This window comes from Pseudomonas sp. 3JA (assembly GCF_036961705.1).
In the GTDB taxonomy this organism is placed as follows: Bacteria; Pseudomonadota; Gammaproteobacteria; order Pseudomonadales; family Pseudomonadaceae; genus Aquipseudomonas; species Aquipseudomonas fluorescens_Q.
Window position 1 is genome coordinate 15,371 of the sequence record NZ_JBAMDJ010000039.1, and the last position, 14,019, is coordinate 29,389.

At 60.6% G+C, this 14,019-nt stretch carries 13 protein-coding genes; 4 read left to right on the top strand and 9 right to left on the bottom strand.

All coding sequences use genetic code 11. The features are described 5' to 3' along the window. Positions 1-170: 170 nt before the first annotated feature. Both V7773_RS24480 and V7773_RS24485 read left to right on the top strand, forming a co-directional pair. Positions 171-857 carry an energy-coupling factor ABC transporter permease gene (locus V7773_RS24480; RefSeq protein WP_092150419.1) on the top strand — a complete coding sequence of 229 codons (687 nt, stop codon included), beginning with the start codon at positions 171-173 and terminating at the stop codon, positions 855-857. A gap of 63 nt (positions 858-920) precedes the next feature. Further along, positions 921-1,136 carry a hypothetical protein gene (locus tag V7773_RS24485; RefSeq protein WP_013694234.1) on the top strand — a complete coding sequence of 72 codons (216 nt, stop codon included), beginning with the start codon at positions 921-923 and terminating at the stop codon, positions 1,134-1,136. 100 nt (positions 1,137-1,236) lie between these two features. Here the strand turns inward: V7773_RS24485 and yacG are convergent, their stop codons facing one another. Genes yacG through pilB form a run of 5 tightly spaced genes read right to left on the bottom strand, consistent with a single transcriptional unit; the run spans position 1,237 to position 5,848 of the window. Continuing rightward, positions 1,237-1,437, bottom strand: a complete 201-nt coding sequence (gene yacG / locus V7773_RS24490) for a DNA gyrase inhibitor YacG (protein ID WP_072346097.1) — start codon at positions 1,435-1,437, stop codon at positions 1,237-1,239. Continuing rightward, positions 1,434-2,057 (bottom strand): dephospho-CoA kinase, encoded by a 624-nt coding sequence (gene coaE, locus V7773_RS24495; protein ID WP_092225299.1) that lies wholly within the window; start codon positions 2,055-2,057, stop codon positions 1,434-1,436. The genes yacG and coaE overlap by 4 nt, the downstream gene beginning before the upstream one ends. Next, the gene (locus V7773_RS24500) at positions 2,057-2,926 is read right to left on the bottom strand and encodes a prepilin peptidase (protein ID WP_092225301.1); all 870 of its coding nucleotides are present in this window, start codon (positions 2,924-2,926) and stop codon (positions 2,057-2,059) included. The genes coaE and V7773_RS24500 overlap by 1 nt, the downstream gene beginning before the upstream one ends. A gap of 1 nt (position 2,927) precedes the next feature. Continuing rightward, on the bottom strand, positions 2,928-4,145 hold the full coding sequence (locus V7773_RS24505) for a type II secretion system F family protein (protein ID WP_336075679.1): 1,218 nt from the start codon (positions 4,143-4,145) through the stop codon (positions 2,928-2,930). A gap of 2 nt (positions 4,146-4,147) precedes the next feature. Beyond that, the gene (gene pilB, locus V7773_RS24510; RefSeq protein WP_336075680.1) at positions 4,148-5,848 is read right to left on the bottom strand and encodes a type IV-A pilus assembly ATPase PilB; all 1,701 of its coding nucleotides are present in this window, start codon (positions 5,846-5,848) and stop codon (positions 4,148-4,150) included. A 224-nt stretch (positions 5,849-6,072) separates the two neighbouring features. Here pilB and V7773_RS24515 point away from each other — a divergent pair, with 224 nt between their 5' ends. Further along, positions 6,073-6,492, top strand: coding sequence for a pilin (locus V7773_RS24515; RefSeq protein ID WP_014340250.1), 420 nt, complete (start codon positions 6,073-6,075; stop codon positions 6,490-6,492). Between the two features lie 271 nt (positions 6,493-6,763). Next, complete coding sequence (locus V7773_RS24520) at positions 6,764-7,117, top strand: BON domain-containing protein (protein WP_336075682.1); 354 nt, start codon at positions 6,764-6,766, stop codon at positions 7,115-7,117. Positions 7,118-7,447: 330 nt separating this feature from the next. On the opposite strand, the gene V7773_RS24525 is transcribed toward V7773_RS24520, so the two are convergent. The 4 genes from V7773_RS24525 to acs form a co-directional block, all read right to left on the bottom strand. Next, positions 7,448-7,744 (bottom strand): DUF2845 domain-containing protein, encoded by a 297-nt coding sequence (locus V7773_RS24525; protein ID WP_336075683.1) that lies wholly within the window; start codon positions 7,742-7,744, stop codon positions 7,448-7,450. Further along, positions 7,745-10,678, bottom strand: coding sequence for a DUF748 domain-containing protein (locus V7773_RS24530; protein WP_336075684.1), 2,934 nt, complete (start codon positions 10,676-10,678; stop codon positions 7,745-7,747). Between the two features lie 120 nt (positions 10,679-10,798). Further along, positions 10,799-11,815, bottom strand: a complete 1,017-nt coding sequence (locus tag V7773_RS24535) for a class I SAM-dependent rRNA methyltransferase (protein ID WP_336075686.1) — start codon at positions 11,813-11,815, stop codon at positions 10,799-10,801. 227 nt (positions 11,816-12,042) lie between these two features. Then, entirely contained in the window at positions 12,043-13,980 is a 1,938-nt protein-coding gene (gene acs / locus V7773_RS24540) for an acetate--CoA ligase (RefSeq protein ID WP_092150440.1), read from the bottom strand. Between the last annotated feature and the right edge of the window lie 39 nt (positions 13,981-14,019).

Here is a 14,019-nt window from a genome sequence, read left to right on the forward strand (position 1 = left end):
TTATGGGTGAGGTGTAGACTGCTGGTTTGAAATACCGTGGCGAGGGAGCTTGCTCCCGTTGGGCTGCGAAGCGGCCCCAAGATTTTGCGGTCGCTGCGCAACCGAGCGGGAGCAAGCTCCCTCGCCACAACAGCCTGTTTGAGGCAAGGGCAAGCGAAAGGAGTAGTCCCATGATCGGTGCCGAACTGCTCTCCCCGCAGACGCTGGCGGGCGGCTGGCTGATTTTTCTGCCTGCCTTGGCTTGGGCGGTGTTTCGGGCACCGTGGGTCGAGTTGTTCACCGACAGCCGTCGCCAGCATCTGCTGTTCGGCACAGTGCTGGCGTTGTTCATGCTGTGGCTGGTGCGCCGGGATTTCGATACGGGTGTCTCGTATCATTTCATCGGCATGACTGCTGTGACGCTATTGCTGGACTGGCCATTGGCGATCCTCGGTGGCCTGTGCGCGCAGCTCGCGCTGGTGCTGCTGGGCCGCCAGGACCTGGCAGCGGTAGGGGTCAACGGTGCGCTGCTGATCCTTTTGCCGGTGCTGGTCACCGAGTGCTGCGCGATCCTGGTGGAGCGCGCCCAGCCGCGCAATCTGTTTGTGTATATCTTCTGTTCGGGGTTTCTCGCGGCCGCGCTTTCGGCGCTGGCGTGCCTGCTGCTGGGGCTTGGCCTGCTGTGGTACGACGGAATATTCGCCATGCCTTACTGGCTGGAAGATTTTGTCGGCTACCTCTGGTTGATCATTTTTCCCGAGGCCTTTATCAACGGTATGGTGATCAGCGCATTGGTGGTGTTCAGTCCCGAATGGCTGGAGACCTTCAACCGCACGCGCTACCTGTCGGCTCCGTGGAACGATGATGACAAGCCTTGATTCACGTCAAGGCTGTACCACCACACGCCATTCATGCTTTGGAAAATTTCCAGGAGCACAACCATGAGTGTTTATGAGTGGGCCAGACAAGAGATCAGGCGTAGCCACGATGCCGCAATGGAGATCGGTTTTGACCCAGGCTTGAGTCTGCGCGCCTTGCTCAGTGCGATCGTGCAACAGAGCAAGACAGTGCGCAGCCCTGAAGACCTGGCCGATGAGTTGAGTTTCCTGGCGGAAAACCTCGACGATGAACAGGACTACGGTTTCATGCGGCCTTAATGGCGAATGCCGTACACCCAAGAAAACGATGACTCTGTGGCGAGGGGATAAATCCCCTCGCCACAATGACTCAGATTTTTCCTGAGTGAGCGACACTGCCTTAATGGCGGGGCTCGAAGTCTTCGCTGAACAGCTCGTCCTCGGCGTCGGGGCTGACCGGAATCTTGTGTTCTTCCGAGGCCCAGGCGCCGAGGTCGATCAGTTTGCAGCGGTCAGAGCAGAACGGCCGGAATTTGCTCTCCGGGGTCCATTCCACAGGGGCGCCACAGGTTGGGCAATCAACGGTTGGGGTCTGGCTCATGATTGGCCTCCACGCAAAGTAAGGTAAAAGTGATGCAGGCGCTCGACCTCGCTGTGCAGCCAGGCGAGGTCGCGATCATTGACCACCACGTCGTCGGCATGGCTCAGGCGATCCTGGCGGCTGGACTGGGCCTTGAGAATCGCCTGGACCTGCTGTTGGCTGGTCTGGTCGCGCTGCAACGTACGTTCAATCTGCAATTGTTCCGGCGCATCGATCACCAGGATCCGCTGGGTCATGGCGTACTGCCCCGACTCGATCAGCAGCGGCGATACCAGGATCGCATAGGGCGATTGTGCCTGGGCCAGATGATGGGCGATTTCCTCGGCGATCAGCGGATGCAGCAGCGCCTCGAGCCAGCGGCGCTCATCGGCATTCTCGAAGATCAGCTTGCGCAGCGCCGCCCGGTCCAGGGCGCCGTCGGCCTGCAATACGCCGGGACCGAAGTGTTCGGCGATTTTCGCCAGCGCCGGGCGTCCGGGTTCGACCACCCAGCGCGCCGCATGATCGGCGTCGATGACGTGCACGCCCAGGTCGATGAAATGCTGCGCCGCCGCGCTCTTGCCGCTGCCGATGCCACCGGTCAGGCCGAGAATCCAGGGCTTTTTCACTGAGGTATTCATTAAAAACCGACAGACTGCCAATAGAAGTCGGTTATTTGACCACCCCAGAGCAAGGCAATCCAGCCGGCAATGGCCAGATAAGGTCCAAAGGGAATCTGCGTCGACTCGGGAGCATCACGCAAGCGCAGCACAATCACCCCGACAATGGCGCCCACCAGCGACGACAGCAGCAGTGTCAGCGGCAGGATCTGCCAGCCACCCCAGGCGCCGAGCATCGCCAGCAGCTTGAAATCCCCGTAGCCCATGCCTTCCTTGCCGGTGACCAGCTTGAACACCCAGAACAGTGACCACAGCGCCAGATAGCCGGCCACCGCGCCCCACATCGCCTGGTTCAAGGGCACGAAGAGTCCGAAGCTGTTGATGATCAAGCCCAGCCACAACAGTGGCAGCACCAGGGAATCGGGCAGCAATTGATGCTCGGCGTCGATTAGACTCATGCCCAGCAGGCCCCAGGTCAAGACCATCACCATCACGGCGTGCCAGCCAAAGCCGAAATGCCAGGCGACGAATGCCGATAACGCGCCGCAAGCCAATTCGGTCAGGGGGTAACGCTTGCCAATAGGCGCGGCGCAGCTCGAACAGCGACCGCGCAGCATCAGGTAGCTGAGCAGCGGAATGTTTTCCCAGGCGCGGATGCGATGGCCGCAGTGCGGGCACTGGGAGTGGGGCAGCATCAGATTGTAGACCGGGCCCGGGGTTTCGGCCGGCAGGCCCAGCAGGTCGTGAGCCTGCAGGCGCCATTCGCGGTTGAGCATCTTCGGCAGGCGCCACACCAGCACGTTGAGGAAGCTGCCGATGATCAGGCCGAGCAGTGCTGCAACGAGCACGAAAGCCAGGGGATACAGCACGAAGAATTCGCTCAGGGGCATGTCAGATCGCAGAGCCGAGTTGAAAGATGGGCAGGTACATGGCAACCACCAGGCCACCGACGACCACCCCCAGGACCACCATGATGAAGGGTTCCATCAGGCTGGTGAGGTTGTCCACCAGATTGTCCACCTCGGCCTCATAAAAGCTCGCCACCTTGTCGAGCATGTCGTCCAGCGCACCGGATTCCTCGCCGATGGCGGTCATCTGGACCGCCAGGTTCGGAAAGATCCCTGAGGCACGCATGGAAAAATTCAACTGCATGCCGGTCGAGACCTCCTGCTTGATGCGCTGCACGGCATGTTTGAACACCACGTTGCCGGTGGCGCCAGACACCGAGTCCAGGGCCTCCACCAGCGGCACGCCGGCGGCGAAGGTGGTGGAAAGCGTGCGGGCGTAGCGGGCCACGGCGGATTTGTACAGCAAGGTGCCTATCAGCGGCAGCTTGAGCAGCCATTTGTCGCGCCAGTCGCGAAAGCGTTCCGAACGCCTGAGCGCGTACTTCACGCCAAAAAACGCCCCCACCAACCCGCCCAGCATTACCCACCACCATTGCTGCATGATTTCCGACAGGCCGATGACCATCACCGTGAAGGCTGGCAGTTGCGCGCCGAACCCGGAGAATACCGACTCGAATTGCGGCACGACCTTGACCAGGAGGATCCCCGTGACCACTGCGGCAACGAGGACCACGGCCGCCGGGTAGGTCATGGCTTTCTTGATCTTGGCCTTGAGCGCTTCGCTCTTTTCCTTGTAGGTCGCGACCCGGTCCAGCAGGGTGTCCAGGGCACCGGCCTGTTCGCCGGCATCCACCAGGTTGCAGTACAGCTCGTCGAAATATTGTGGGCACTTGCGCAGCGCCGCGGCGAAGCTGTTGCCGGCGGCGACTTCCTGCTTCACCTCGTCCACCAGCTTGCGCATGTTGGGGTTGTCGAAGCCTTCGCCAATGATGTCGAACGCCTGCAGCAGTGGCACGCCAGCCTTGAGCATCGTGGCCATCTGGCGGGTGAAGAGGGCGATATCCAGTGGCTTGATACGCTTGCCCTTGCTGAATATCGAGGTGGATTTCTTGCGCACCTTCTGCGGGTTGATGCCTTGTTTGCGCAGCTGTGCCTTGACCAGCGCCGGGCTCTGGCCCGTCAGCTCGCCACTCATTTTTGTGCCTTTGCGGTCCTTGCCTTCCCAAGTGTAAACATCGGTTTTGACTGCCTTGACCGCCATGTTCAATCCTTGGTGACCCGGTTGATTTCTTCGAGGCTGGTGACGCCCTGCATCACTTTGAGCAGCCCCGACGTGCGCAGGTCATTGAAACCGTCCTTGCGCATTTGCAGATCGATTTCCAGCGAGTTGCCCTCGGCCATGATCAACCGTTGCAGCTCGGGCGTGTTCTTGACCACTTCGTAAACTCCCACGCGCCCTTTGTAACCGTTGTTGCACTGTTCGCAACCGACCGGCTCATAGATCGTGAATGTGCCGATGCGTTCCCGAGGGAAACCTTCCTTGAGCAAGGTTTCCTCGGGAATCTCGATGGCTTTCTTGCAGTGACCGCACAGCTTGCGCGCCAGCCGCTGGGCAATGATCAGGTGCACGGCGGTGGCGATGTTGAACCCCGGAATGCCCATGTTCTGCAGGCGGATCAGGGTTTCGGCGGCGCTGTTGGTGTGCAGGGTGGAGAGCACCAGGTGCCCGGTCTGGGCGGCCTTGATGGCGATCTCGGCGGTTTCCAGGTCGCGGATCTCGCCGACCATGATCACGTCCGGGTCCTGGCGCAGGAACGAGCGCAGGGCCTGGGCGAAGTCCAGCCCCTGGCGCGGATTCACGTTGACCTGGTTGATGCCTTCCATGTTGATTTCCACCGGGTCTTCGGCGGTGGAAATGTTGATGTCCACGGTGTTGAGGATATTCAGCCCGGTGTAGAGCGACACGGTCTTGCCCGAGCCGGTCGGACCGGTCACCAGGATCAGCCCTTGCGGTTGCTTGAGGGCGGCCATGTACAGGTCTTTCTGGTCCGGTTCGTAGCCCAGGGCATCGATGCCCATTTGCGCGCTGGAGGGGTCGAGGATCCGGATCACCACTTTTTCGCCCCAGAGCGTGGGCAGGGTGTTGACCCGGAAATCGATGGACTTGGTTTTCGACAGACGCATTTTCAGCCGCCCGTCCTGGGGTTTGCGCCGCTCGGAAATATCCAGGCTGGCCATGACTTTCAGGCGGGCGGCGATACGGTTGGCCAGTTGGATCGGCGGCCTGGCCACTTCCCTCAGTATGCCGTCGGTGCGCACCCGCACCCGGTAGATTTTTTCGTAGGGCTCGAAGTGCAGGTCGGAAGAGCCGCCCTTGATCGCGTCCAGCAGCATCTTGTTGACGAAGCGCACCACGGGCGCGTCGTCGGTGTCCTGGCCGGCAATGGACTCTTGCTTGGTGTCGTCGATCGATTCGATGTCCAGGCCATCGAGATCGACATCGCCCATGCCTTCCAGGCCTGTACTGCTGGATTCGAAAAACTTTTCGATGGCGTCGCTGAGCTTGTCGTCCTCCACCAGGATGGCTTCGGTGGTCAGGCCGGTACTGAACTGGATGTCATTGATGGCCTGGTGATTGGTCGGGTCGGAGATGCCTACGTACAATTTGTTGCCACGCCGCCACAGCGGCAGGGCGTGGTGCTGGCGCACCAGTTTTTCACTGACCAGGCCGCTGGGTTGGGTTTCTTTGTCCAGGCTGTTGAGGTCCAGCAGGGCAACGCCGAAATGCTCCGAGGCGATCTCCGCGACCTGGCGGCTCTGGACCAGTTTGTTCTGCACCAGATAGCTGACCAGGGGAATGCGACTGCGTTGGGCCTGTTGATACGCCTGTTGCGCACTTTGCTCGGTGAGCAGTTCGGCCAGCACCAATTGCTTGGTCAGGCCGCTGAGGGCGATGTCATTCATGGGAATCCCGGCGACGAACAATTCATGACTTATAGCCTAGTCAAGCCTCGACGCCAAACCAGCGGGGCAGGGTGACAAAAAACGTCAGATAGTGCGGTTGTTGAGGTAGGACGTCGCCGTTGTGTGGGGGCAACCCCCTTTATTGATGAGGCTTGAGGGTTGGCATGTGCCCTGCAATGGCTATTTCAGGTCATGAGATTTCGACTCATGCATGGGAGATGTCTATGAATAAGCAGAGTGGCTTTACCTTGATCGAGCTGCTGATCGTCGTGGCGATTATCGGCATTCTGGCGACGTTTGCGTTGCCGCAATATTCGAAGTATCAGGCGCGGGCGAAGGCGACGGCGGGGTTGGCGGAGGTCTCTGCGTTGAAAGTGCCGTTTGAAGACGTCATGAATCAGGGGACCAATCCATCGTTGGCCAACATCGGTGGGACCTCGCCCACCAGCAATTGCACCTTGACGGCTTCAGGAACGGCAGCGGACGGAGCGGGCACCATTGCGTGTACCCTTTTGAATGCACCCGCTCCAGTGCTTGGCAAAGCGATCACCCTGACGCGCTCTACTCAAGGCGTGTGGACCTGCGGTTCGACCGCCGCTCAGGAATTCCTGCCGGCTGGTTGCACAGGTGCAGCGAATCCGTAATTTGAGTACACGTATCGAGGCAGTGAACTGCCTCGATACAGAAACCCTTCGCAATTCATAAGCTTAGAAATAGGCCAAAACCCGCAAGTTGCATGTCCAGAATCAGCGCTTCATGCATTTTGCATGATCACGAAAATCACCGTTTCGCTTAACTTGCTGATTTATAAGAAATTAATAATTTTTTCAAAGCTGGCACAGCCTTCGCACTACTCCTGATAACCCTGCCGGGATGCACCTCCGGCAGTTTTTGAGAAAAACAGGAGTTACTCGTATGAAGAAGTTCGCTATCACTGCCGCCGCTGCTACCGCTCTGACCCTGACTATGGCTAGCGCATTCGCCGAGACCACTCAAGCAACTCAGGCGCCAATGATGCTGGCTGCAGGCGAAGTGACTAAAGCCAAGGAAGAAACCAAGGACACCTGGATTACCACCAAGGTCAAAGCTGACCTGGTCACCGAAAAAGGCATTCCAGGCACCGATATCAAAGTGGAAACCAACAAAGGCGTTGTGTCCCTGTCCTCGACTGTTGCTGTGACCGAAGCTCAGAAGAAAACAGCCGTCGAGATCGCCAAAAAAATCAAAGGCGTCCAAGCCGTATCGGCTGACGGCCTGAAAGCCGAATAAGGCTAAGACTTCTCGCCTGGACTGGGAGAAGGCGCGGCGAGCGGGCCAAGGTATACGTTTGCCGTCGCTTTGGAGTTCATGCGAAAGGCCACACGGACGTGGCCATTACAGGCCCCCGGCATTCGTGCCGGGGGCCTGTTCTATTGTGGGGTGGATCAATTGGGGGGCAGCGGTTGTGGATGAGTCTGTAGGATCGAGTTGCCGCCATCGCGAGCAAGCTCGCTCCCACATTGTTCTGGGTGATCTCAAAATCAGTGCTCACCGCCGTCCTCCTGTGGGAGCGAGCTCGCGATGGCGGTAGTACATTCAACGCCTCTGTACGGACAAACCTCAGCGCCCCCGCTTGCTGGTGATCTGCACCAGCCGATTGCCCTCGAAGCGCAGGTATTGGTACATGCCGCTGTTGGGGCCGTAGGTCCATTCTTCCACCGGGTATTCTTCCCGGCGGTTGACACTGCGCTTGTAGCCCAGGTCATCCCGCGCCGCTGGCTCCCCGCACTTTTGCAGCACTTCGCTCGAGCGGTCGCCGACGCTGATCAACTGGCTGCCGCAGCGCAGCGTGTCGGCAGCCGCGGCCTGGCCGGTGGCCAGCGATAGACCCAGGCAGAGCCAGAACCAGGGTTTCATCTATTCGGCATCCAGATGCAGCGGGGTAATCACCCGGCCATCGCTCTCGGCCTGGCCGAGGTTGGCGTCGATGAAATACACGCGGTCATCGGCCAACTGGCCTTTGTCCACCAGGAAGTCCTTGATGCTACTGGCCCGTTCCTGCCCCAGTTGGCGCAAGAGCACGTCGCTGCCGCTCCAGAACTTGATCACGCCTTCACGCAGTTTCTCGATGCGCGCCTTTTTATCCAATTGCGTCCATTCGGCCGGCGGTTGGGTCTTGAGGCGGGTGCGGTAGATGCCTTCGAGCAGCGGCGCCTTTTCGTCCTCGGGCACCTGTATCAGCGAGGCCTGGGCCGGAACTTTGTCGCCCCGACGCTGCAGCATCTTGTAGTAGTTGTATTGATATTCGCGCTCCAGGCGTTGGGCGGCGAGCAGTGGGCCGTCGCTGCTTTCGGCGGCGGTGCCTTCGATCTCCAGGCGCAGCTCCGGACGTTTGCCAAGGGCCTCGGACAGTTTGAGCAGCACGCCTTCATTGTCTTTGCTCAGGTCGCTGGAGCCCGGCGCAAACGCCACGCTGCCCAGGTCTTCCGAGCCGCCGCCGGCCACCAGCCCACCGATAAGCTTGAACGGCGCCTGGGCCGCTCGTACCACCAGGTTGCGCAGGGTCTGCCAGATGATCGGCATGACGCTGAATTGCGGGTCGTTGAGATCGCCGGACACCGGTAGTTCGATGGAAATCTTGCCGTCGGAATCCTTGAGCAAGGCGACGGCCAATTTGAGTGGCAGGCTCACGGCGTCCGGGCTGTCGACTTTCTCCCCCAGTTGCAACTGCTCGACCACCACTTTGTTCTCTGCCTGGAGCTTGCCCTGGGTGATTCGGTAATGCAGATCGAGATTGAGCCGACCCTTGCGGATGCGATAGCCGGCGAACTTGCCGGAGTAGGGCGTCAGGGTGGTCAGCTCGACCCGTTTGAAACTGGTGGCGATGTCGAGGCTGGCCATCGGGTCGAAGGGGTTGACCGCCCCTTTGATGGTGACCGGTGCATAGCGATCTACCTTGCCCTTGATGTCGACACTGGCCGGTTTGGCCTGGCGGCTGTCGATCGTGCCGATTGCACCGTTGAGCTGTTGGATAGCCGTGGCGAAATTGGGGGTCAGGCTGAAGTCGGCGAAGTTGGCCGAACCGTCATTGATGGCGATACCACCGATGTGGATGCCCAGCGGTTTTTCCTGGGGCGCCGGTTTTGCCGCGGTGTTCTTCGTGCCGCTGTCGGCCGGTTGCGGGATCAGCAGGTCATCGACGTTGGTGGTGCGGTCGTCGTTGATCATGAAGCGCGCGTACGGTTGGAACAGGTTGACCTTGTTGATGGAAAGGCTGTCACCGTGCTGATAATTCAGGCCTTCGAGGACCAGGCTTTGCCACTTGAGGAAGTCGCGGGTCTTGAGCGTGTCGAGGGTGTGCAACTGATCGACCTGGGCGCGGCCGGTGACGGCAAATGCCAGCGGTTCGGTACTTTTGAGGTCGACCGCCAGGTCACTGCCGAGCATCCCGGAGCGCAGCTCCAGGCGAATGAACGGGTTGATGTACGACTGAGCGACGCGCAGGTCGACGTCCTGGGTCTTGACCTTGAGCTTGGCGGTGATCGGGTTCAGGTTGACCTCGCCGTCGGCCAGGATCTTGCCCTGCTTGCCTACCCCGGTGTCCAGCTTGAGGGTAAAGGGTGAGCCATTGAGGGTGTCGTAGTTCTGCAGGTCGAGGTTCAGCGGGCCGACCTCCAGTGCCACCGCGGGCTGGGCCTGGCGGTCGGCCAAGTGCACCTTATAGTCGCGCAGTTGCACATCCTTCAACATCACCTGCCAGGGTTTGCTGGGCGGTGCCGGTTCAGCTTTTGGCGAGTCTGCCGCTGCCGGGGCGGATGCCGGCTCAGCCTTGACCTGCGGTTTGGCCGGCTGGCTGGCGAAGAGTTTCTGCCAGTCCAACTGCCCGTCCGCCTCGCGAGCGGCCCAGGTTTCCAGCTTCTGGCTACGGACCTTGCCCACGATAACTTGCTGCTTGGCCAGGTCCACCGAGGTTTCGCTCACGTCCAGGCGTTCGAGCTTCACCAGTGGACGGCCATCGGGTGCCTTGATGGCGAAGGGCGCGACACTGACCGCGGCGTTGTTGAGCAGCAGTTCGGTGCCCTTGGCCAGGTTGAGCTTGTAGTCGGTGCTGAGGTTCAGGACGCCGTTTTCCAGAACCAGCGGCACGGCGTCGCGCACATAGGGCCACCAGGCTTTCATTTGGCCGCCAGTGACTTTGAGAGTGCCTTGGGAGGCAATCGGCGTGAGGCTGAAATTACCGGTCCAGTCGATCTGTCCGCCTTCGGGGCCAGCAGCCACCAGGGTCATGTCGGCATTGTCGTCGGGCAGGGTGCTGAGGTTTTTCAGCTCGAAATCGAGGGTGTCGTAGAGAAACTCAATGGGTTCGCTGGGGCGCAGGTCCTGAAAATGCACATAACCGCCGGCCAACTTGATTCGGTCGACCCGCAGGGGGAACGGCTTGGCCTCGGGGGCGGCGGGCGTCGGCTCGCTGGCCGGCAGCTTGAACAGGCCCAGCAGGTTCAATTGACCGTCCTTGGCGAACATCACTTCGGTCTTGGGCTTGTCCAGCTCGATGTCGACCAGGTGCAGGGCGCCGGACCACAGGCTGTCGAGCTGCAGGTTGGCATACAGCCGTTCGAAGCCGACCTGTTCCTTGCCTGGTTCGCCGATATTCAGGCCCCAGAGGGTGACTTCAAGGCTGAAGGGATTGAGTTCGATGCGCTGGATCTGGGTCGGCACCGTCGCAAAGGTGGCCAGTTGCTGGTTGGCGATGCGCAAGGCGATGCCCGGCAAAATCAGAAAGCCCAACAGGCTGTAGAGGGCCAGTGCGGTCAACAGAGCGCCGATGGCGCGAATCAATCCTTTGGGCATGTGCGGCTTCATCTTGGTGTGAATTCGGAGTGCCTTGGAGTATGGCATGCGTTTACGGTTCCGAAGCCACTGTGATTTATGAGATTTGTCCGTTTTTTGCGTGAGAATTCTGAGCCTGGCTTAGAGCTGGAGGACCAGGGTCTTGAGTGGCGGTTGCTGGTCGAGGGAGGGGAAATCGCTGCCGGGCGTCAGCACGCTCCACTCGCGCACCGGGCGACCGGCTTTTTCCGCACAACGCAGTACCTGTTCGCGCCAGTCGTCCATGGGCACTTTTGCCAGGTTGTTGCAGCAGATCAGCACGCCATTGTCGGCGGTGGTGAGCAATGCCGGTTTCAGCAGGCTTTGATAGTCGCGCAACAGATCGACGGTGCCGAACGCACTTTTGGCCCAGGCCGGCGGATCGAGCAGCACCAGGTCGTACTGGCGTTGTTCCAGGCGCACGTAGTTGGGCAGTTTCTGCCCGCGCCGCTGGCTGATGGGCAGGCCGGCCAGTTGGCGGATCGCCGGAAAGTAATCCGACTGCACGAACGCCATCGGCGGCAAATCGGGGTTGAGCAGGCCGTTTTCGCGGCCCACCGCCAGGTTGCCTTCGGCGAAGTCCAGGTTGCACACCTCCCGCGCGCCGCCGGCCGCAGCGCTCAGGCCGACGCCGCAGGTGTAGGCGAACAGGTTCAGCACGCTTTTGTTGCGGCTGTGTGCCTTGACCCAGCCTCGGGCGTTGCGCAGGTCGAGAAACAGCAGTGGGTCCTGCCCGGCATGGCGACCGCGGACGCGATAATTCAAGCCCCATTCATGCCCGACCAGGTCTTGCAGGGCGGCCTCGTCCGCCTGATAGACGGTGTCCTGGCGGTCGACGCGCGAATTGCCCCGGGCGCGGTCGTTGTAGACCAATAGCGTCTCCAGGCCCAGCCGTTCGTTGACGATGCCGTGCAGTTGCAGCAGGTCGTCGCGCTCCAGCGCTTGATGGAAGCTCTGTACCAGCAGTTGCGGGCCGTAGCGGTCGATGGTCAGGCCGGGTGCGCCTTCCTGGCTGCCATGGAACAGGCGATAGCAGTCGGTGCCTTGCTGGTGCAGTTGGTCGAGCAACTCGTGGCGCTGGTCGAGGGCGGCGCGCAGCGCCTGATTCAAGGAAGACATGCCGGGCGCGCCTTAGAGAAATGAGGCGCGGGAGTTTAGCAGTTATACAAACCCAGGTTGGGGGATTGCATACGGATCTGGAGCCGGGCACCGATCTGTGGCGAGGGAGCTTGCTCCCGCTGGGCTGCGCAGCGGCCCTATCATTTTTGGGAGCGCTACGCACTCCAGCGGGAGCAAGCTCCCTCGCCACAAAGGCACGGTGCTTCTGGGAAGCCAAGTTGTCTGGCTCAGCGATTCAGGCGTTTGTCGATCAGCCCCTCCACCACACTTGGATCGGCCAGGGTCGAGGTATCACCGAGGCTGTCGAGTTCGTTGCAGGCGATCTTGCGCAGGATGCGCCGCATGATCTTGCCCGAACGGGTCTTGGGCAACGCCGGCGCCCACTGGATCAGCTCCGGTTTGGCGAAGCTGCCGATTTCCTTGCTGACGTGGGCCAGCAGTTCCTTCTTCAACTCGTCATTGGCCTCCACACCGTTCATCGGCGTGACAAAGGCATAGATGCCCTGGCCCTTGAGGTCGTGGGGGTAGCCGACGACGGCTGCTTCGGCAATGTTGTCGTGCAGCACCAGGGCGCTTTCCACCTCGGCGGTGCCGATGCGATGCCCGGAAACGTTGATCACATCGTCGATGCGCCCGGTGATCCAGTAATCGCCATCTTCGTCGCGGCGCGCGCCGTCGCCGGTGAAGTAATAGCCGGGGTAGGGTTTGAAGTAGGTGTCGACCATGCGTTGATGATCGCCGTAGACGCTGCGAATCTGCCCGGGCCAACTGGATTTGATCGCCAGTACGCCGCTGCCGGCGCCGCTGATTTCCTTGCCCACTTCATCCAGCAAGACCGGTTGCACGCCGAACATCGGCCGGGTGGCGCAGCCTGGCTTGAGCCGTGGGGCGCTCACCAACGGGCTGAGCATGATGCCGCCCGTCTCGGTCTGCCACCAGGTATCGACAATCGGGCAACGCTGTTCGCCTACCGTGTTGAAATACCATTCCCACGCTTCCGGGTTGATCGGCTCACCAACGCTGCCGAGTAATCGCAGGCTTTTGCGGGACGTTTCCTGCAATGGGCCGGCACCTTCGCGCATCAGCGCGCGCAGGGCGGTCGGTGCGGTGTAGAAGATATTGACCTGATGCTTGTCGATCACCTCCCAGAAGCGCGAACTGCTCGGGTAGCTCGGCACGCCCTCGAAGATCAGCGTGGTGGCGCCATTGGCCAGCGGGCCGTAGACGATGTAGCTATGACCGGTGACCCAGCCGACATCGGCGGTGCACCAGAACACTTCGTTGTCGCGGTAATCGAGCACGTACTTGAACGTCATCGCCGCTTGCAGCAGATAGCCTCCCGTGGTGTGCAGCACGCCCTTGGGTTTGCCAGTGCTACCGGAGGTGTAGAGGATGAACAACGGGTCTTCGGCGTCCATCGGTTCGGGTGGGCAGTCGTCGCTCATCTCGTGCATGGCCTGGTGGTACCACAGGTCACGGCCTTCAACCCAGTTCACCTCGCCCTGGGTGCGCTCGACCACCAGCACGGTGCTGACGTTCGGGCAACTTTCCAGGGCCTTGTCGACGTTACGCTTGAGCGGTACGAAGCGCCCGCCGCGCACGCCTTCGTCAGCGGTGATCACGGTGCGGCAATCGGCGTCGAGAATCCGGTCGCGCAGCGAGTCCGGTGAGAAACCGCCGAACACCACTGAATGCACCGCGCCGATGCGGGTACAGGCGAGCATGGCGTAGGCGGCTTCGGGGATCATCGGCATGTAGATGCAGACCCGGTCGCCTTTCTTCACACCACGGCTTTTCAGCACGTTTGCCAGGCGGCACACATGGTTGTGTAGTTTTTTGTAGGTGATTTCTGCCGATTCGGCGGGGTCGTCGCCTTCCCAGATGATTGCCGTCTGGTCGCCGCGTGTTTGCAGGTGACGGTCGATGCAATTGGCGCTGACGTTCAGCTTGCCACCGGCGAACCAGGTCGCGTCGCCGTTCTTGAGGTCATAGCGCTGGACGGTTTGCCAGGGCGTCATCCAGTCGAGAAAGCGTGTGGCCTGCTCGGCCCAGAAGGCGCTGGGGTGTTCGATGGATTCTTTATAGAGCCGCTTGTACTCGTCCTGACTCAGTTGCGCAGCCCGGCGGACGGCATCGGCTTGGGGGTACTGGCTGATATCGAACATGACGGTTCCTTATTCTTGTTTTTGCGACAAGTGATAAAG